Origin of the sequence: Alteribacillus sp. JSM 102045 (genome assembly GCF_041949975.1) — a bacterium.
Lineage (GTDB): Bacteria > Bacillota > Bacilli > Bacillales > Marinococcaceae > Alteribacillus.
In genome coordinates this window covers 33,830-53,646 of the sequence record NZ_JBHFQG010000020.1, presented here as the reverse complement: position 1 = coordinate 53,646, position 19,817 = coordinate 33,830, and the positions used below count along the sequence as shown (strand labels likewise).

At 39.5% G+C, this 19,817-nt stretch carries 19 protein-coding genes; all 19 read right to left on the bottom strand.

What is annotated here, in order from left to right:
• Window positions 1-5 precede the first annotated feature (5 nt).
• The 19 genes from yqfD to spoIIP all read right to left on the bottom strand — a co-directional run bounded on the left by yqfD (window position 6) and on the right by spoIIP (window position 19,651).
• Entirely contained in the window at window positions 6-1,187 is a 1,182-nt protein-coding gene (yqfD, locus tag ACE1TI_RS13880) for a sporulation protein YqfD (protein WP_375008175.1), read from the bottom strand.
• On the bottom strand, window positions 1,180-1,488 hold the full coding sequence (yqfC, locus tag ACE1TI_RS13875; protein WP_375008174.1) for a sporulation protein YqfC: 309 nt from the start codon (window positions 1,486-1,488) through the stop codon (window positions 1,180-1,182). The genes yqfD and yqfC overlap by 8 nt, the downstream gene beginning before the upstream one ends.
• Before the next feature lie 79 nt (window positions 1,489-1,567).
• Entirely contained in the window at window positions 1,568-2,125 is a 558-nt protein-coding gene (locus tag ACE1TI_RS13870) for a hypothetical protein (protein ID WP_375008173.1), read from the bottom strand.
• 31 nt (window positions 2,126-2,156) lie between these two features.
• Window positions 2,157-3,164, bottom strand: coding sequence for a flotillin-like protein FloA (gene floA / locus ACE1TI_RS13865; RefSeq protein WP_375008199.1), 1,008 nt, complete (start codon window positions 3,162-3,164; stop codon window positions 2,157-2,159).
• 32 nt (window positions 3,165-3,196) lie between these two features.
• Window positions 3,197-4,408, bottom strand: coding sequence for an NfeD family protein (locus tag ACE1TI_RS13860; protein ID WP_375008172.1), 1,212 nt, complete (start codon window positions 4,406-4,408; stop codon window positions 3,197-3,199).
• A 334-nt stretch (window positions 4,409-4,742) separates the two neighbouring features.
• The gene (locus ACE1TI_RS13855) at window positions 4,743-5,186 is read right to left on the bottom strand and encodes a GatB/YqeY domain-containing protein (protein ID WP_375008198.1); all 444 of its coding nucleotides are present in this window, start codon (window positions 5,184-5,186) and stop codon (window positions 4,743-4,745) included.
• A gap of 16 nt (window positions 5,187-5,202) precedes the next feature.
• Window positions 5,203-5,376: a 30S ribosomal protein S21 gene (rpsU, locus tag ACE1TI_RS13850; protein WP_375008171.1), complete on the bottom strand. Its 174-nt coding sequence runs from the start codon at window positions 5,374-5,376 to the stop codon at window positions 5,203-5,205.
• 226 nt (window positions 5,377-5,602) lie between these two features.
• Window positions 5,603-6,271, bottom strand: a complete 669-nt coding sequence (gene deoC / locus ACE1TI_RS13845) for a deoxyribose-phosphate aldolase (protein ID WP_375008170.1) — start codon at window positions 6,269-6,271, stop codon at window positions 5,603-5,605.
• Window positions 6,272-6,302: 31 nt separating this feature from the next.
• Window positions 6,303-7,637 carry a tRNA (N(6)-L-threonylcarbamoyladenosine(37)-C(2))-methylthiotransferase MtaB gene (gene mtaB / locus ACE1TI_RS13840; RefSeq protein ID WP_375008169.1) on the bottom strand — a complete coding sequence of 445 codons (1,335 nt, stop codon included), beginning with the start codon at window positions 7,635-7,637 and terminating at the stop codon, window positions 6,303-6,305.
• 6 nt (window positions 7,638-7,643) lie between these two features.
• Window positions 7,644-8,390: a 16S rRNA (uracil(1498)-N(3))-methyltransferase gene (locus ACE1TI_RS13835; protein ID WP_375008168.1), complete on the bottom strand. Its 747-nt coding sequence runs from the start codon at window positions 8,388-8,390 to the stop codon at window positions 7,644-7,646.
• Between the two features lie 22 nt (window positions 8,391-8,412).
• Window positions 8,413-9,351 carry a 50S ribosomal protein L11 methyltransferase gene (prmA, locus tag ACE1TI_RS13830; RefSeq protein WP_375008167.1) on the bottom strand — a complete coding sequence of 313 codons (939 nt, stop codon included), beginning with the start codon at window positions 9,349-9,351 and terminating at the stop codon, window positions 8,413-8,415.
• A 395-nt stretch (window positions 9,352-9,746) separates the two neighbouring features.
• Window positions 9,747-10,862, bottom strand: a complete 1,116-nt coding sequence (dnaJ, locus tag ACE1TI_RS13825) for a molecular chaperone DnaJ (RefSeq protein ID WP_375008166.1) — start codon at window positions 10,860-10,862, stop codon at window positions 9,747-9,749.
• Window positions 10,863-11,119: 257 nt separating this feature from the next.
• Window positions 11,120-12,964 carry a molecular chaperone DnaK gene (gene dnaK, locus ACE1TI_RS13820; protein ID WP_375008165.1) on the bottom strand — a complete coding sequence of 615 codons (1,845 nt, stop codon included), beginning with the start codon at window positions 12,962-12,964 and terminating at the stop codon, window positions 11,120-11,122.
• A gap of 36 nt (window positions 12,965-13,000) precedes the next feature.
• Entirely contained in the window at window positions 13,001-13,597 is a 597-nt protein-coding gene (gene grpE, locus ACE1TI_RS13815; protein WP_375008164.1) for a nucleotide exchange factor GrpE, read from the bottom strand.
• A 106-nt stretch (window positions 13,598-13,703) separates the two neighbouring features.
• Complete coding sequence (gene hrcA / locus ACE1TI_RS13810; protein ID WP_375008163.1) at window positions 13,704-14,738, bottom strand: heat-inducible transcriptional repressor HrcA; 1,035 nt, start codon at window positions 14,736-14,738, stop codon at window positions 13,704-13,706.
• A 121-nt stretch (window positions 14,739-14,859) separates the two neighbouring features.
• Window positions 14,860-16,008, bottom strand: coding sequence for a radical SAM family heme chaperone HemW (gene hemW, locus ACE1TI_RS13805; protein ID WP_375008162.1), 1,149 nt, complete (start codon window positions 16,006-16,008; stop codon window positions 14,860-14,862).
• 141 nt (window positions 16,009-16,149) lie between these two features.
• Entirely contained in the window at window positions 16,150-17,976 is a 1,827-nt protein-coding gene (gene lepA, locus ACE1TI_RS13800; protein WP_375008161.1) for a translation elongation factor 4, read from the bottom strand.
• 219 nt (window positions 17,977-18,195) lie between these two features.
• The gene (locus tag ACE1TI_RS13795; RefSeq protein ID WP_375008160.1) at window positions 18,196-18,489 is read right to left on the bottom strand and encodes a hypothetical protein; all 294 of its coding nucleotides are present in this window, start codon (window positions 18,487-18,489) and stop codon (window positions 18,196-18,198) included.
• Between the two features lies 1 nt (window position 18,490).
• Window positions 18,491-19,651 carry a stage II sporulation protein P gene (spoIIP, locus tag ACE1TI_RS13790; RefSeq protein ID WP_375008159.1) on the bottom strand — a complete coding sequence of 387 codons (1,161 nt, stop codon included), beginning with the start codon at window positions 19,649-19,651 and terminating at the stop codon, window positions 18,491-18,493.
• Between the last annotated feature and the right edge of the window lie 166 nt (window positions 19,652-19,817).

Sequence of the window (19,817 nt, the reverse complement as noted above, 5' to 3'; positions counted from 1 at the left end):
TCTTCTCATTCTCCTTGGATGATCGGCGCTTCCGATGTAATGTCTTCTATAACTTGGTAATGAATAACTAATTTTACTTTACCATTCTGAGACTCCTCGTGCAAAATTTTTCCCTCTTTAATAACAGCTTCTCCGCCCAGCTGATTTTTTATTTTATTATCTGCTGCAATCTTTGCTTGCTGAAGTGCATCTTTATTATTGGAGGACTGATTGATGACGTTGCTCTCTTGAAATGTTACGACGCTCCATGTAATAGGAAATTCCCATCCTTTCACCTGCAAATCGTATTTTTTCTCACTTTTTTTGTAAATTTCAAATGTCTCTTCTGCTGAAAAACCCCAAACAGGAAGCTCATAACCAAACAAATTCAAAAAGTATTTCTTTTCAGTTTGGCCCGTTAAGGTATCAACTTTCGGATTTATTGGAACTTCAACTGAAACCTTGTACCACGTTTCCCCTAAAACTTCGCCTTCCGCTGCTACGGTTCTTGCATGCTTATCTTTCCCAATAAAGCCTGATATTAAGATCTCTCCCTCGTGTACAAGCTGATTTTCCTTTACTAAGACCTGTCCTTTTTCTGCATAGACTTTATCTATCACTGCTGTTTTCTTTGCCACAATGTGCTGCGGAGCAGGGGCTGGCTTTTTTTCTGGAAGCGTTTGCTCCACGACTTCAAAATGGTAGGTTGTCCCTCTTTTTTCCACACCAATCCATGTAGCATCCTCTGTTTTATCAAGAATTTCTTTTTGAATCTCTTCTGGTGAAGGAAGAGAAAATTCAAATGTACCTGTAGTCAGTCCAATCTCTTTAAGGTTCTTTTGAATTTCAAGTTCTAAAACTGGCTCTGCTCCTTGGATTTCAATTTTCCAAACCATTTGCGATAACAATATTAAAAAGGTAATGAATAAAAGCATCCCAGCAATAAATCCTGCTCTTTTTTTCATAACAATAGCGTATCTTTCAGTGAGAGAAGTTTTTAATACTGTAACCTCGCAGTTATTATCTTCCGCAATTCGTTCTACAAATGATAGCTGAGAAGAGGATATAAAACATTCCATACTTTTATTGTCAGTCTTCGTAATATTTTTTATGATTACCTCTTCTCTTAAACACTGATTTACAACAGCTTCTGTGTAATCTCCTGTTAATTTGATATAAATATCAGAAGGTCCATGGTGTTTATTCATGTGCTCCTCCCGTTTCTCTTCCATTTAAATAACGAACCTCTTCAATTGTTCCTTCTAATAACAATTCGTCTGGAAGAATAGTTTTTATTACAAAGCCTTCCCCTTTAATAAAGAGTTCTCCATAAGAAAGTTTCAACCGTACCAACTCTTTGGAGAAATGGAGAACCCCCCGGTGATTTTCTACATGTAAATGAAGCTGGCCAATCATCGTAAGACGAGGCACGTCCAATAGTACGTCTTCTGGCAGGTTCATTTTTCCAGTTACCCAATGTTTAGCGGATTGCTTCCAGCGGTTGAACATCCACATGCCCCCCTCTGTTTTATTCATATGACAGAGGTAGATTATGTATCACCATTAAAAGAAGCTGAACCATAATGGCTCAGCTTCTTTTACGATATTGGCGCTGTAAATTATTTATTTGAGGACGGCGGGCTTTAGGTTCTCCTAAAATTTCGGCCCAAATTATCCCATTGATTGCTTCCTTTCGAGTTATCGAGACAAATTGAGAACGAGAGGACGCTGTTTTATCGGAGCCAGCATGGGCCTCCCCGATTGCTTCTTCAAATACAGGAGAATTTTCTATTTTTTTCATTTTTTCTTCTGCTGCTTTTTGTTTACTTCTCAATTGCTCTAAGCGTTCCTGATATTGATCAAGCTGTTTATTTGTTTCTGTAGTATTATTTTTTTCTGGTCTGACTAATTCTGCATCAGCTTCTGGAACAGGCTTTGTCGGACGTCTCTGTGGATTGTCTCTTTTATCACTTTCTTGTTGAAAGATCGTTTTCCAATCCACTTCTTTCTTATTTTCGCCACCCTGTCTCGTTCTCCTGTTCGTTTCTTCTTGCTGCTTGTTTCGATTAAAAACAGAAATAAGTCCTCCAATTAAAAGAACAATGATAAAAATGTTGCTCAGTAACAGTTCAATGATTGCCTGCAAGGGTTACACCCCCTATACTCACAAGCTGATTTTAAGTGTTTCGCGATGATCCTGGGTTATTATAACCATCATCATTATTTGTTTCCTTACCAATTGATTCTCTCATATCTGTATCAGCACTTACATTTTGGATATTCATATAATCCATAACGCCCAAGTTTCCGGACTTAAGAGCTTCAGCCATAGCCATTGGAACTTCAGCTTCCGCTTCCACAACTTTTGCACGCATTTCTTCCACTTTTGCTTTCATTTCTTGTTCATGAGCGACTGCCATTGCACGGCGTTCTTCTGCTTTAGCTTGAGCAATCTTCTTATCAGCTTCAGCTTGGTCTGTTTGCAGCCCTGCACCAATATTCTTGCCGATATCGATATCTGCAATATCAATAGACAAAATTTCAAAAGCCGTACCCGAATCGAGTCCTTTTTTAAGTACAGTTTGTGAAATCATATCCGGATTTTCCAGCACCGCCTTATGATCTGCGGAAGAACCTATCGTGGAAACGATACCTTCCCCAACTCTTGCAATTACTGTATCTTCACCTGCACCCCCAACAAGGCGGTCGATATTAGCTCGAACAGTAATTCGAGCCTTGGCTTTTACTTCTATTCCATCCATTGCCACACCTGCTATGAAAGGTGTTTCAATAACTTTTGGGTTTACACTCATCTGTACAGCTTCCAGCACATCTCTTCCGGCCAAATCAATCGCTGCACAGCGTTCGAATGTCAACTCTATATTTGCTCTTTGAGCAGCTATAAGAGCGTTAACTACCCTATCTACATTTCCCCCTGCAAGATAATGGCCTTCTAGTTTATTCAACTCTATATCCAGTCCTGCTTTTTCAGCCTTGATCAGCGGATTTACAACCCTGGCCGGAATAACTCTTCTCAACCTCATACCGACCAGCTGGAAAATCCCAATTTTTACTCCGGCAGCAAGGGCAGAAATCCACAACATTACCGGTACAAAAGTAAACAATACGGCAAGGGCAATTAGAACCAATACCAAAACAATAATTAATGTCAAATCAAAAGACATATCCACTTCCATTCCTCCTCGTTCAATTATGACTAAAGTTTTCGTACAATAATCCTTGATCCACGTACAGCTACTATTTTCACATTCTCACCTTGTTCAATATATCCTCCTTCCGTTACAACGTCAAGCCTTTCCTCCCCCACCATAATCGACCCAGAAGGCCGTAAAGGAGTTAATGTTTCTCCTGTTTTTCCCATAAGCTCATCCCGGCTGATGTTGGATATATACCCTTCGTCCGTATTAACCGAGTCCTCAAGGACTAATCGTTTCATAGGACCTCTTTTTCCAAACATGGTAAATAGAATTGCAGCTGCAGCTATAGATATAACGGCTGCAATTAAAATAGACAATACTATATTTAATGTTGAAAAAGAAGCTAGTATCATGCTGCCAATAATGGCTCCTATACCTAAGATTCCGAAGATTCCAAAGCCGGGTACAAACAATTCTATAAGAAGTAAAACTAAGCCTGCCACAAACAGGACTATCGACTCAGCCCCTGCAAAACCAGCAATCGCGTGGCCGAAAAAAAATAAAAATAGAGAACCAGCACCCATAATACCTGGTATTCCAAAACCAGGAGAATATAATTCAAGAATTAAACCTAAGCTTCCTATACTTAATAAAATTGGAATAATAATGGGATTAGTAACAAAGCGTGCAATATGCTCGGCAATAGTAACATCCGCTTCTTGCACCTCAGCATTTTCATAATCTAGCACAGAAAGTAATTCTTCTCTATCCTCCACGATGTATTCTGCGTATCCTACTTCTTGAGCTTCGGAAGCAGTTAACGATAAAAGACTTCCTTCTCCAGCACGGTATTCTTCAAGGTCAATAGAAGGATCAGCCATAGCTATAGCATATTCTGGATCTCTTCCATTTAACTCGGCTGCTCCCTTCATATTGGCGATCCAAGCTGATTGAGCTTTATCACCTGCTGCATTTCCTGATCCATCTATAACCTGTGCGGCTCCCATTTCTGTGCCGGGTGCCATCGCTATCTCGCCTGCATTTAATGCGATAAAAGCTCCAGCAGACATAGCTTCTTCTGTAACGAAGGCAGTAGTAGATACGGGGGCATTTCTTATAATCGAAGCGATATTGCCTGCTGCATCAACTGCCCCGCCAGGAGTATCAATTTCAAAAATTATATGGTCAGCCCCTGCCTCTTCTGCTTCGTTCACAGATCGCTCGAGAAATGCTTCCAGTCCTCGTTCGACTGTCTGTTCTACTGGAATCACATATACTAAATCCTCCGAAGAAGATTGGGAATACCCAGGTTGAGAACCTGAAAAGAAAACAATGATACAAAACAGGAAGACTATGATTTTATTATATTTGAACATTCTCTTCCCTCGCTTTTTGTTTGCGTTTCATTCTCTATGTAGGCAGGCAGTTAAAATTCATAATGATAATGATTATGACAGGGACGATATATTATACGAGCGGTTTAATAAAAGGTTTCAAAATAACTTAGGTATTATTAATTATTATATCATTTTTATGAATCTCTACCATAATTGGGCAATTTATCAAAACTAAAAAGAGCACCTCCGGATAGGAGATGCTCCTTGATTAAGACAAATGCTTTTGAACAAGCTGATTAACTTTTGCACCATCTGCCTTGCCTTTTACTTTTGGCATAATAGCAGACATCACTTTTCCCATATCGCTTTTTGAAGAAGCGCCAGTTTCCTGTATCATTTCTTTTACAATACTTTCAAGCTCATCTTCCGTAAGCTGTTTTGGCAAATATTCAGAGAGAATCCGTAATTCTTCCTCTGTTTCTTGTGCTAAATCTTCTCTGCCTGCTTTCTTAAACTCATGGAGGGAATCTTTCCGTTGTTTTTGTTCGCGATTCAACACATTAATCGCTTCTTCTTCATTCAAAGGTCTTCCAAATTTAATGGATTCATTTTGAAGGGAAGATTTAACTCCGCGAATAACAGAAAGCCGCTTTTTCTCTTTAGCTTTTAAAGCACTTTTCATATCTTCATTTAAACGATCCATGAGTTCCAGTGTTAAGCATCCTCTCTTAGAACTTTCGTTTTCTAGCCGCTTCTGACTTCTTCTTGCGTTTCACACTCGGCTTTTCGTAATGCTTACGTTTACGAACTTCTGCCAAAGTTCCTTCTTTAGAAAGCGAGCGCTTGAAACGGCGAAGAGCGGCATCAATATTCTCGTTCTTGCGAACCCGGGTCTCAGCCATATGATTCCCTCCCTCCGAACAACCAATACAGCCAATACTCTATCAAAATATGAGAAACTGCCTGTACACTTACAGCTCTCCTTTGCTCTCAGCAAAGAACATATTTAACAGAAACATATTGGCTATTTTAACAAATTATAAAACAAAACTACAAAAAAAGCAATAAGCCTTTCATGTAACATTGATAATATAGGGGGTGAGTGAATTATTAATTTAACAAACCTGTTTAATAATCGGCTGATCCCTCTTTGCCCGATACAATAGATGCACCAGAACTCGTGCCGATCCGTTCCGCACCTGCTTCTACCATTGCAAGTGCAGTTTGTTTATCACGAACGCCTCCGCTGGCTTTCACTTTTGCTTTTTCACCAACAGTATTTTTCATTAACTTCACATCTTCTACAGTGGCACCACCGCCTGCAAATCCTGTAGAAGTTTTGACAAAATCAGCTCCAGCCTGCACGGCTAACTGACAAGCATTTACCTTTTCATCATCTGTCAGTAATACTGTTTCTATGATTACTTTAACAATAGCTTTTTCTTTTGCAGCTTGTACAACCGCTTCTATATCAGCTCTTACTTGTTCTTCCTGGCCACTCTTTAGAGCTCCTATGTTTAATACCATATCTATTTCAGAAGCTCCATTGGCAATGGCATTTTTCGTTTCAAAAGCTTTCACTTCGGGCATCGTCGCTCCCAAAGGAAAACCAATGACTGTGCAGACTTTAACATTGGTTTCTTTTAACACTTCAAATGCGGCCGGCACCATAGATGGGTTAACACAAACAGAAGCAAACTCATACTGTTTTGCTTCTTTTGAAAGGTTGATTATTTGCTCTACAGTTGATTCGGGTTTTAGCAATGTATGATCAATTAAACGAGCTAACGAATTCATAATTTTTTTATTCCTTTCTGTCTATAGGATACTAAGCTAATACCATTTCTTCATGGTCATCTGCTGCTCGAACAAATTCACCAATATTAAAAGGATAACCAGACTTAATTACTTTTACTTTAATTATTTTTCCAATCATCTCTTCATTTCCTGAAAATTTAACTTTCATATAGTTAGAAGTATACCCTGTCAACAATCCGGTTTCTTTATCTTTTTCTTCTGGAATCACATCAAGAACGCTGCCCTCATATGAAGAGGCATATTCTTTAGCTAATTGATTGGAAAGTTCAATTAAAGAATGGACTCTTCGGTTTTTTTCTTCCTCTTCCACCTGGTTCTCCATACGAGCTGCTGGAGTGCCTGTTCGCTTTGAATAAGGAAACACATGTAACTCTGAGAATTTGTTTTCAGCTATGAATTTATAGGTTTCGTTAAATTCTTCTTCACTTTCCCCTGGAAAACCAACAATAACATCAGACGTAACAGCAAGACCGGGGAGTGCTTTTTTCAAGTTGGCTAATCTCTCTGCAAAAAATTCAGTAGTGTATTTTCTTCTCATTCTCTTGAGAACCGCGTTAGAACCGGATTGAAGCGGGATATGCAGGTGATTGACAATTTTTTTCGACTGTCCGATAACTTCTATAACCTCATCTGTTATTTGGCTGGCTTCAATGGATGAGATACGGATGCGCTTTAGCCCCTCTACTTCTTCTAACTCTTTTAGTAAATCAGACAGGCTGTAATTTTTCATATCTTCACCATACCCGCCCGTATGAATACCAGTTAAAACAATCTCTTTATACCCAGCTTCTACAAGCTGTTTAGCCTGCGAGAGAACATCTTCCGGTTTTCTAGAGCGAAGCAGTCCTCTTGCCCACGGTATAATACAAAATGTACAGAAGTTATTACAGCCTTCTTGTATCTTTAGGGACGCTCTTGTTCTATCCGTAAAATTAGGGACATCCAACTCTTCATATACCCTGGTTTTCATTATATTTCCGACGCCGTTAATTGGCTGGCGTTCTTTTTGAAATTGTTTGATATACCCAATCATTTTAGAACGGTCTTGTGTGCCGACAACTATATCTACACCGGGTATATTCATGATTTCAGACGGCGATGTCTGAGCATAGCAGCCGGTTACACAAATTACAGCTTCTGGATTTTTTCTTATAGCTCTTCTAATAACCTGCCGGCTTTTTTTATCTCCCGTATTAGTCACAGTGCATGTATTAATAACATAAACATCTGCCCGTTGTTCAAAATCAGTCTTTTCATACCCTTCCTTCTTAAAGAGCTGCCAAATGGCTTCAGTTTCATAATGGTTGACTTTACAGCCAAGTGTATGAAAGGCGACAGTGGACATGACAATTCACCTCAGTAATTCATATTGATAGGATAGAGCAGCCAAAAGATACAACGAAGCAGATTCACTTCGTAAAATCCTGGGCCCTAAACTGACATTAAGAAAGTGCTGGTATTTATAAGCCGAAGCTTCCTCTTCACTTACTCCTCCTTCTGGTCCAATTATCGCCATAATGGAGGCAGGTAAAGATTCCATCACTTTTGACAGGTCACTATGCATGTTTCTCTTTGCGTTTTCTTCATATAAAAAAACATTAGCCTCAAAACAGCTGCTTTCTTGCAGCATTTCTTCCCAGCGAGGAAAAAATTTAATAGGAGGGATAATAAGCCTTCCTGATTGCTCTGCTGCTTCTTTCGCTATTTTTTCCAAACGTTCTAGTTTTTTATTTATTTTTTTCCCATCCCATTTTACAACAGATCGCTCTGCCGAAAAGAGATAGAATGCTGCAGCACCGAATTCTGTTCCTTTTTGAATGACAAAATCAAGCTTGTCTCCTTTAATCAGTGCTTGAGCAATTGTAACCTCTACTGGTAATTCATTATTCTCTTGTATATCTTGCAAAATGTCTGCTTTCACTATATCTTTTTCAACTTTATTAATACTGCACAGTACCTGCCTGCCTCGATTGTTCAGGCAGACAATTTTATCTCCTGTGTCCAATCTCATTACCTTCGTAATATGTTTAACATCTTCTCCGGTAATCAAAACATGAGAGTCTGACATATTTTCAGGTTTCACGAAATACCTCTGCATAGGGATGCCACTCCAGCTGATGTTAGTTTTTTTGAGCAACAAAGGCTACCCAATCTTCCATTTCAATGGTTTCTTGAATAACAAAATTATGTTTAAGCAGCTTTTCTTTTACCTCTTCCTTTTTACCTGAAATTATACCAGAAGTAATAAAGTATCCTCCAGCATTCAGTAAGTGATATGCTTCCTCTGTCATACGAATAATAATATCAGCAAGAATATTTGCAACAATTACATCTGCTGGTTCATGTGTGCTATCTAGAAGATTATTTTGCTTCACATCAATTATATGATCGGTACGGTTAAAGGAAACATTCGCCTGCGCACTTTCTACTGCTGTGGAATCTAAATCCAGCGCATGTACTTTTTCTGCTCCAAATTTTGCCGCAGCTATAGAAAGAATTCCAGAGCCAGTTCCTACATCAATTACTGATTCTCCGCCTTTAATAATTTGTTCTAAAGCTTGTAAACAAAGAATTGTAGATGGGTGTGTTCCAGTTCCAAAAGCCATGCCCGGATCCAATTCAATAACGTGTTCATCACTTGACACAGGTTTATAATTTTCCCAGCTAGGTGCGATGGTTAAAGACTGTGTGACTTTTACAGGTTTATAATACTTTTTCCATGCTTCTGCCCAATCTTCTTCATGCACTTCTGTTAAGGTTACTTCATTTCTTCCAATATCAATATTATGAAGCAGCAAATCATTAATCGATTGCTTTACTCCTTCTGCAGTTTCTTTTGCAAAACTGTTTATCGGAAAGTATGCCTTAACTAATACACCTTCTTCTGGATAATCCTCAGCAGAAAGCTCGAAAATTTCGTCTTCTGTTCCATGCCAGTCCTTTTGAAGATCATCCGAGTCTTCAATTACTACCCCACTTGCACCTGCTTCGTGTAAAATATTAGAAATCGGTTCAACAGCTTCCTGTGTCGTATGGACACCAAATTCAATCCACTTCACTACTACACCAGCTCCAATAAGAAAAGCACAAGCGCTATGGCCAGCCCGCAAATATTATAGCGGGCCTGACTTATTTGTGCGCTTGTCCCTAATATTTTCTGTGCGCTCGACTGCCAATTTTCATTTAGATGGAGCTGTCCCATAAGTCAGTTCCGCAACTGGAATATACTCGCTTTCACCCTCAGGGCACAAGTGCGACACCTACTCCAACTCTCTTTGCTCGTTCTCGTAGTGTCTTCTTTGCCGCGGGCGGCGGCTCAGCCTCCTCGTGAGGAAAAACAGCTCACTGCGGGGTCTTCACACACCGCTTTTCCCGCTGGAGTCTCGTATATTCCGGTTGCTAGAGGACCTAAACTAACCTTTTTAGACAGCCCCATTTTAAATGAGTGTCGTCTTTATTCTCCTTTAAAAGCGCGCTTTACCTTCTCAAAAAAATTGTGGCTTTGTTCATCTACTTGTTCATCACCACTAAGCTCTGAAAATTCACGAATAAGCTCTTTTTGTTTTTCGTTAAGCTGTTTAGGAGTAATAACTCTAACTTTAACGTGCTGATCTCCTTGTCCCCTGCCATGAACATTAGGAATACCCTTACTGCGAAGCCTGAAACTAGTACCCGTTTGCGTTCCAGCTGGTATTTTCAGCTTCACTTTACTGCGAAGAGTTGGAACTTCTATTTCATCACCAAGTGCAGCCTGTGCAAAAGTCAGAGGCATTTCACAGTATACATCGTCTCCATCACGCTCAAAGAACTCATGGGGCTTTACGTTAAACACTACAAAAAGATCACCATGAGGACCTCCATTTGCTCCGGGTTCTCCTTGACCAGCTACCCGGATCTGCTGGCCATGATCTACACCTGCTGGTACTTTTATGCTGATTTTTTTATTTTTACGGATTTTCCCATTGCCTCCACAGGTGCCGCATTTTTCCTTAACCATCTTCCCTGAACCTTGGCAGCGGTCACACACACGTCTGTTAACCACTCGGCCGAATGGAGTATTTTGTTCGATATTAAGCTGGCCAGCTCCACCGCATTTTGTACATGTTTCAGGCTTAGTACCAGGCTTAGCTCCACTCCCATTACAAGTGCTGCAAGTTTCTTCGCGGGGGATTTCAATTTCAGTTTCTTTCCCAAAAGCTGCTTCTTTAAAGGTTAAAGTCATTGTATATTGTAAGTCAGACCCCTGCCGCGGAGCATTCGGATCTCTGCGTCCGCCTCCAAAAAACATATCAAAAATATCGCCAAAACCGCCAAAGTCCCCAGCTCCGCCGGCACCACCAAATCCCTGGTTTGGATCAGCATGACCAAATTGGTCATAATTTGCTTTTTTCTGTGGATCGCTGAGGGTATCATATGCTTCTTTAACTTCTTTAAATTTTTCTTCTGCTCCTTCTTCCTTGTTCACATCTGGGTGATATTTGCGGGCAAGTTTTCTGTAGGCTTTTTTTATTTCATCTACCGAAGCATTTTCATCTAATCCAAGCACTTCATAATAGTCTCGTTTACTCATCACTCTTCACTCCCGTTCCCTAATCCATAACGATAATCATATCATTATCTTTTAAAATTATTCAACCGTGTGTCTTTCTTTTTCAAAACATAAAAAGAGGCTGACCCGGAATGAAGCACAGCTTAACCTTCCATTGGGACAGCCCCTGATACCGATCACTCTATTCTATTACCTTCATAATAATACTAGTCCCTGGGCAGGGGGGAAGAAGACGGCAGCAGTGTATCGAAGAATGTTCTCCCCAACAGTGGTGGTTATTAATCTTTTTTATCGTCATCTTCCACTTCTTCATAATCTGCATCCACTACATCATCTGCTGAATTATTATCTCCGGCCTCATTTTCAGCACCTTGCTGCTGTGCCTGCGCTTGCTGTGCAGCTTGCTCATACAGTTTAGTGGATAGCTGCTGAACGATTTCTTGAAGTTCATCTTTTGCCGTTTTAATTGCTTCCATATCATCGCCTTCAAGCGCTTGCTTCACTTTTTCTTTAGCCTGTTCTGCTTTTTCTTTTTCTGATTGATCTACACTTTCTCCAAGATCTTCAAGTGTTTTTTCTGTTGTAAATACCAGTTGGTCTGCTTCATTTCTGATTTCTACTGCTTCTTTTCGTTTTTTGTCTTCTTCAGCATTTTCTTCGGCTTCTTTTACCATTTTATCAATCTCTTCCTCAGACAGACCGGAAGAAGAAGTAATGGTAATGGATTGTTCTTTATTTGTGCCTAAGTCTTTAGCGCGGACATTAACAATTCCATTAGCATCAATATCAAATGTTACTTCAATTTGTGGAACGCCGCGAGGTGCCGGCGGGATATCAGTGAGCTGGAAACGACCCAGCGTTTTATTATCCGCAGCCATTTCACGTTCACCTTGAAGCACATGAATATCTACAGACGGCTGGTTATCTGCTGCTGTAGAGAACACTTGTGATTTGCTGGTTGGGATGGTCGTGTTTCGTTCTATTAATTTAGTCGCCACACCGCCCATTGTTTCAATGCCTAAAGAAAGCGGTGTTACATCAAGAAGAACCACATCTTTTACGTCACCAGCTAATACACCCGCTTGAACAGCTGCTCCAAGTGCTACTACCTCATCCGGGTTAACACCTTTATGAGGATCTTTTCCAGTTAATTTTTTAATTGCTTCTTGTACCGCCGGAATACGTGTTGAACCGCCGACAAGAATGACTTTATCTACATCAGAAGCGCTTAAACCAGCATCCTGCAGAGCTTGACGTGTAGGCTCCATTGTTTTCTCTACTAAATGAGAAGATAATTCGTCAAACTTAGCGCGCGTCAAAGTAATTTCTAAATGTTTTGGACCGCTTGAGTCAGCCGTAATAAACGGTAAAGAAATCTGTGTTTGAGATACACCGGAAAGATCTTTTTTCGCTTTCTCAGCAGCATCTTTCAAACGCTGCATTGCCATTTTATCTTGAGACAGATCAATGCCGTTTTCTTTCTTAAATTCTGAAACAAGATAATCAATAATAACCTGGTCAAAATCATCTCCGCCAAGCTTATTGTCACCTGAAGTAGATTTCACCTCAAAAAAGCCGTCTCCAAGTTCTAGAATGGATACGTCAAAAGTACCTCCGCCAAGGTCGTAAACGAGTATAGTTTGGTCTTCCTCTTTTTCAAAACCATACGCTAAGGATGCAGCTGTCGGCTCGTTAACAATACGCTCAACTTCGAGCCCTGCAATTTTACCAGCATCTTTTGTAGCTTGACGCTGAGAGTCATTAAAGTATGCAGGCACAGTAATAACAGCTTTTGTTACTGTCTCTCCAAGATAACTTTCAGCATCACTTTTTAACTTCTGTAAGATAATTGCAGAAATCTCTTGAGGAGTATATTCTTTTCCTTCTACTTCTGTTTTGTAGTCTGTTCCCATATAACGTTTAATGGACTGGATCGTATTAGGATTTGTAATTGCCTGACGCTTTGCAACTTCACCTACTTGACGTTCTCCATCTTTGAACGCAACGACGGAAGGAGTTGTTCTGTTTCCTTCCGGATTAGGAATAACTTGTGCTTCTCCACCTTCCATAACTGCCACACAAGAATTTGTTGTACCAAGGTCTATACCAATTACTCTGCTCATTGTCTTGTCAGCCTCCTATTCTTATCAACTATGTAGTTATGCATTTACTTTAACCATAGCTGGTCTAATTACTTTATCTTTCAGCTTATAGCCCTTTTGCAATTCTTCCACGATTTGATTTGCTTCAAACCCTTCTTCCTCAACTTGCATTACAGCTTGATGCTGGTGCGGATCAAAAGTTTCTCCTTCGGTTTCGATAACTTCCAGACCTTCCTTTTGCATGGCCTCTAAAAATTGGGAATAAACCATGTTTACTCCTTCTAACAAAGTCGATGCTTCTTTACTTTCTGGAGCAGCACTAATTGCCCGCTCAAAGTTATCCAGCACAGGAAGAAGAGACTCTATTAAATCTTGAGCTCTGTATTTTGCTGCTTTTTCTTTTTCCTCTTTTGCCCGGCGACGGACGTTTTCAAGGTCCGCTGTGGCTCTGAGTGAGCGGTTTTTCCACTCTTCTACCTCTTGTTTAAGCTTTTCTATTTCTTGTTGTTCTTCTGTTTTATCTATATCATCACGCGTCTCACCCTTTTCGGAATTGGTCTCTTCTGCTTCTAAAGACTCAGCGTGATTGTCTTCAGTAGAAGTAGCTTCCTCAGCAGCAGTTTCTTGTTCCATTGAATGACTTTCTTCTTTCATGTCGTTCACCTCCCGTGTTTGCTTTATTTTTTAATTCATTGCTGAATATTTTAGACGTAAAGAGAGGAGAGATGAACTCTCCTGTAACCAAAAATAAATAATATCATTAGTGGCTGTTTGTATACAAGTTTGTTAATACATCTGACAGGCCTTTAGATAGATGTTCAATTAATCCGATAACTCTTGGGTATTCCATTCTCGTCGGCCCAACAATTCCAATGGTACCCACCGGTTTTCCGTCATAAGAATACGTAGCTGAGATAATACTGCAATCTTCAAAAGCCTCATTATCATTTTCTTGGCCAATACGAATTACTAAACCATCTTGTTCAGGCTTTAAAAGCTCATGTACCGTATGGTCTTGTTCAAGCAGTTCAAAAATCATTTTTACCTTTTCTATATCTTTAAATTCCGGTTGGGAAAGCAAATTTGTTTTTCCGCCGTAAAAAACTTTTTCTTGTTTACTTTTTTGCAATGTTTCTTCTGTAAATCGCAAGGCGTCATGAAAACTGCTTACGTGCTGTTTCAATAAACCAGCAACTTCCCTGTTGATTTTTTCTTGGAGCTTATATAAAGGTACACCTTCTAACCTGTCGTTTAAAATGTTTGCGATTTTTTCAAGGTCACCGGTATTTAAAGAGTCCGGAAGAGTTACCGTATGGTTTTCAACATGTCCCGTATCTGTTACAAGTATTGCCACAGCTGCTTGTGTGCTCAATGGGATAATTTGAACATGCTTTACCTTGGACTCAAAAATCTCAGGCCCTAATACAATCGATGCGTAACTAGTTAATTCTGATAAAATAGTAGCTGATTGCTCTACTACCTGTTCTGCTTCCAACACCTTCTCCGCAAAAAGCGATCTTACATTTTGGATTTCTTTCTTCGAAAGGCGGTGCGGAAGCAGCAAATGATCCACATAATGCCTATACCCTTTTTCTGATGGGATTCTACCAGCAGAACTATGCGGTTTTTCTAAAAAACCTAGCTCTTCTAAATCGGCCATTTCATTTCTAATCGTAGCCGGACTGTAACTAATCCCATCTCGTTTAGAAATACTCCTGGAACCAACTGGCTCAGCTGATTGAATATAATTGTCTATAATGGCCTGTAAGATAAACAATTGGCGGTTTGTAAGCATGCCAACATCACCTCTGTTAGCACTCTTATTAAACGAGTGCTAAATCTATTGTAAAGTTATCAAACGCTTTGGTGTTTGTCAATCCACAAGCTTTATATTTTTGAGACTTGTTCTTTTTTTATTATTCAGTAAGCAAAAACCTTTCAAATACTTCATTCCCTAACAGCCTTCCACTTTCTGTTAAATGTAAAGACCAGCCTGTATCCAATAAAAGTTTTTTATCCTTTAATTCCTGAATAGCTTTTGAAAAAATTTCAAAATAAGAACAGCCATACTTCTGCTTGAAGTTTTTTTCTTTTACCCCTTTTTTCATACGCAGCCCCATAAACATCTCTTCTTCCATCATTTCTTGCTTCGACACGCGGTGGCTGTATTTGACAGCAGTCTTTTTCTCTTGCAGAGCTCTAATATAATGAGTTAAAGGAGCTATATTAGAGTAGCGAACTCCGTTTAAATACCCATGAGCACCTGCTCCAAATCCGAAATACTCTTTATTTTCCCAGTATACCTGGTTATGCATGCTTTCAAATCCGCTCTTTGCAAAATTACTAATCTCATATGCTTCATACCCTGCGCGGTTAAGTCGTGAAACCATTTCTTCATACATTTCAGCTTCAATATCTTCAGGAAGTGTTCGAAGTTTTCCCTGGCGGTACCAATTATAAAACATTGTTTTTTCTTCTATTTTTAAGGAATATGCAGATATATGAGGTATATTAAGCTTTAACGCGTTCGTGATAGTATTTTGCCATATTTCGCTTGTCTGACCGGGCAGTCCAAACATTAAATCAATAGAAATATTTTCAAAGCCTGCTTTTTGGGCATCCTTTACTGTCTTCCATACTTCTTCAGCAGAATGGCTTCTCCCTATTTTTTTTAAAAGATTATTATCAAAGCTTTGGACACCAATACTTAACCGGTTTACTCCGTGCTTACGCATAATCTTCAATTTTTCAAGATCTGCTTCACCGGGGTTGACTTCGACAGTAAATTCCAGTTCATCACTAAGTAAAGGAGCGTACTTTTTCACAGCCAATATAACTTTCTCCAGCTGTTTTCCATTTAAAGCCGTGGGGGTACCACCTCCTATATACACAGTTTTAATAGATTCACGGTTGTGATTAATTAGAAAGGCATCTTTTATCTCCGATTCTAATGCTTCAATATAACTGTCAACTGGCTGGTTGTCCAAATAAAATTTATTAAAATCACAATAGTAGCATATTTGCTTGCAAAATGGAATATGAACATAAATTGCTTTTGCTGTCATTTAATCACCTTCTTTCCTGAAAAGCCTAAGCGTCCTGCCTTCTTTGCAGAAAAAGAGAGGTTCTCCCAAATAGCAGCTAAAACTGTCTCCTTAAAACAAGTTCCGCTTCTAATTGAGACAACCCCTTAAGAACGGGAGATATTAATCATCGTTATCCATACGAAGGACCGACATAAATGCTTCTTGAGGTACGTCTACTTTTCCGACACTTTTCATGCGGCGTTTTCCTTCTTTCTGCTTTTCGAGCAGTTTCCTTTTTCTTGTAATATCTCCACCATAACATTTAGAAAGTACATTTTTTCGTATCGCTTTAATATTGGACCTGGCGATAATCTTCTGTCCAATACTGGCTTGGACAGGCACCTCGAATTGCTGGCGAGGGATAAGTTCTTTTAGTTTTTCAACGATAGCTTTACCTCGCTCATATGCTTTGTCTCTATGAACGATTACTGATAGTGCATCTACCACTTCTCCGTTTAATAAAATATCCATTTTTACTAAGTTGGATTCTTTATAACCTATAAATTCATAATCAAAGGAGGCATACCCTTTTGTGTTTGATTTTAATTGATCAAAAAAGTCATATACGATTTCGGTTAAAGGTAATTCGTATATAATATTAACACGGTTTTCATCCATATAATGCATATCTGAAAATTCACCGCGCTTTTTTTGGCAGAGTTCCATTACTGCCCCTACAAAATCATTTGGCACCATTACCGTGGCTTTTACGAACGGCTCTTCTACCGAATCTATTTTTTGCTGTGCTGGCATGTTTGAAGGATTGTCGATTTCAAGTATTTCCCCGTCTGTTAAATAAACGTTGTATACAACGCTCGGTGCAGTGGTAATTAATTCAATCCCATACTCTCTTTCAATTCTTTCTTGAAGTATTTCCATATGAAGAAGCCCTAAAAACCCGCACCGAAAGCCAAACCCAAGCGCTTGAGAGGTTTCGGCCTCGTATTGCAGGGAGCTGTCATTTAATTCCAGTCTTTCTAGCGCATCCCTTAAAGTATTATAGTCATTAGCATCGACCGGATACATACCGCAAAACACCATCGGGTTCATTTTTTTATACCCGGGCAGCGGTTCATCAGCTGGTCTGTCAGCATTTGTAATAGTATCCCCAACCCGGGAATCACTTACGTTCTTTATAGATGCCGTTAAAAATCCAACATCTCCTACAGTAAGTTCATTACATGCGACCGGTTTTGGTGTAAACACTCCTACTTCTGACACCTCAAATTCTTTTCCTGTCGCCATCATTTTTATTTTTTTTCCCGCCTTAATTGTTCCTTCTTTAACACGAATATAGGCGATAACCCCCCGGTATGTATCATAAAGGGAATCAAAAATCAAAGCTTGGAGGGGTGCTTCAGGATCTCCTGTCGGTGCTGGGATTTTCTCTACTATTTGAGACAAAATTTCTTCTGTCCCAATACCGCTTTTTGCTGAAGCTAACACTGCGTCAGAAGCATCAAGTCCGATAACATCTTCAATTTCCTGCTTCACTCTTTCAGGTTCAGCGCTTGGAAGGTCTATCTTATTGATGACCGGGATAATATCAAGGTCATTATCAAGGGCTAAATACACATTGGCCAATGTCTGAGCCTCTATGCCTTGAGCTGCATCCACAATTAAGAGCGCACCCTCACAGGCTGCCAAACTTCTTGAAACTTCGTAAGAAAAATCTACGTGACCTGGGGTGTCAATTAAATGAAATATATATTCTTCTTCATCTGTATGTGTATGTTTAAGCTGAACGGAATTGAGTTTAATTGTTATGCCCCGTTCCCTTTCAAGGTCCATCGCATCAAGCATTTGGTCTTTCATTTCCCGTTGTGTCAACGTGCTCGTAGATTCTAATATACGATCAGCCAACGTAGATTTCCCGTGATCAATATGAGCAATGATTGAAAAGTTCCTTATCCTGTTTTGACGTTCTTTTCTTTCTTTATTGTTCATTCTTCATTCACTCCTAAATATAAAAAGCGCAAGCGTTTTGAACAGCTTTTCATTTTATAGTGCTGAAGCTGTACGCTATAAGGAAGTCATCAATGCGCAAATATATAAATTTTCTAAGAATAAAATCGCTGTAATAAGCTACAGCGATTTACGTACTAAGACATTAATCACTATTATATCAATGGTAGGAAGGTACTTCAATATGTGTACAGCTCTCTTTTATTGACTATTAGAAGAAGGATTAAAAACATCAAGTGACTGACCGATCCTGGAAAACATGTTTTCCGTTCCTTCCTCTTTTATCACTTCCTGACGTTTTAAGAGATCTGAAGAAAGATCACCACTGCTTTCCTGTTCTTTCTCTACTGTTTTTTCAGTTTCTTGTTCTATTTCCTCACTTAAGCCTGAGACATGCTCTACATCAAGCCAATGGCTTTGAGCGTAATGATAACCAGTAATCATACCGCTTAAAAAGAATAAGCCGGCGCCAAATAACATGGTAATAAATCTCACATTACTCCTCCCCTTCCACAGATTCTGCCTCAAAATATTGCTCACTGATTACTTCTGCGAGAATATCTGCAGTTCTATACGTCTCGTCTAAACTGTTTTCAATACCTCCCATTTCTATAAGTACAGAATTTTCGGAAAGGTCCTGGTTATATCGGCCATTAGCTCCTCCTCCGCCTTTTGTTATTACCCCCCTGCTCAAACCTGGATAAGTTTCTTCTAATTTATTATGAAGTTCCGTCGCCATTTCTAGATTTTTTTCATAATCAGGGTTATTCTCTCCTATAACAAACATCGTTCTGGCTAAAGTTTCCCCATTGATAGTTACGGTTGTAACGTCACGTGATTGAGAATCGCGGTGAAGATCGAAAAATAATTCTAACCCCTCATTCTGAGAAATAGCCTCCTGTAAAACTTCTCTTGAAACATCATATGATTGGGGAAAGTCCCATCCGTTCTCATGCAGCTTCTGTTCGATATCTGTTTTGTTTACTTCTGTGCTGATTCCTTGTTTCTCAAGTGCCTGCCCAAGTCGTTCTCCAACAAGAGTAATATTGACTTCCGGATGAAAAGCAACATCTGTTCTTTCCTCTAATTCAGGCAAATAAGATTCTCTGCTGTGAGAATGAATAATGTGAGCGATCGGATTTTCTCCAGAAGCTTCATTGGCATTTCCCTTTGAGTTCTCTGCAATTTCCAGTCGTTTTGCAGTGGCCTCTCTTTCTTCCATTAAAACTTCCATTGGAGGAGCGGACTCTACTGGCATATTTGTAAAATCAGTACCGTCCCCGGCAACTATTATTTTCCCATCAAACGAAGCAAAGCCTGGCAACTCACGTCCCAGTAACGTTCTGGGATCTTTTATATCAAGTCTTGTAACAAATTCAAAAACCATACTGGAAACAGCTGGTTTTGTTATTTCTTCTGCATTTACATTAGCAAAATATCGGTTTTCGTAAGTAAAAAAAGCTGCTAACAGCTCATTTTGTACGTGAGAACTCCAGGCATGCAAATTACGAGATGAAAAATATTGGTCCTGATCCACAGATGTTAGTACTGCTATTAAAAACATAATGAACAAATATCCTGTCAACCCTGCTATGAGAACATGCCTGAAACTTGTCCTATTCCGAGCCAGGTTTTTTTTCTTTAGATTAGGTATCATGGCACTTCCTCCTTGCTCTAATCTATGAACCTTACGTGCTAGATTAGAACCCCTCAAAATTCATTTAGGAGAAAGTACCTTTGATGATAAAGCTTAGTATAAGTTGACTTATTACCAGTCCCAAATAGTGAAAGCCGCTTAAAAAGGGGGAACACCCTTCAAGCGG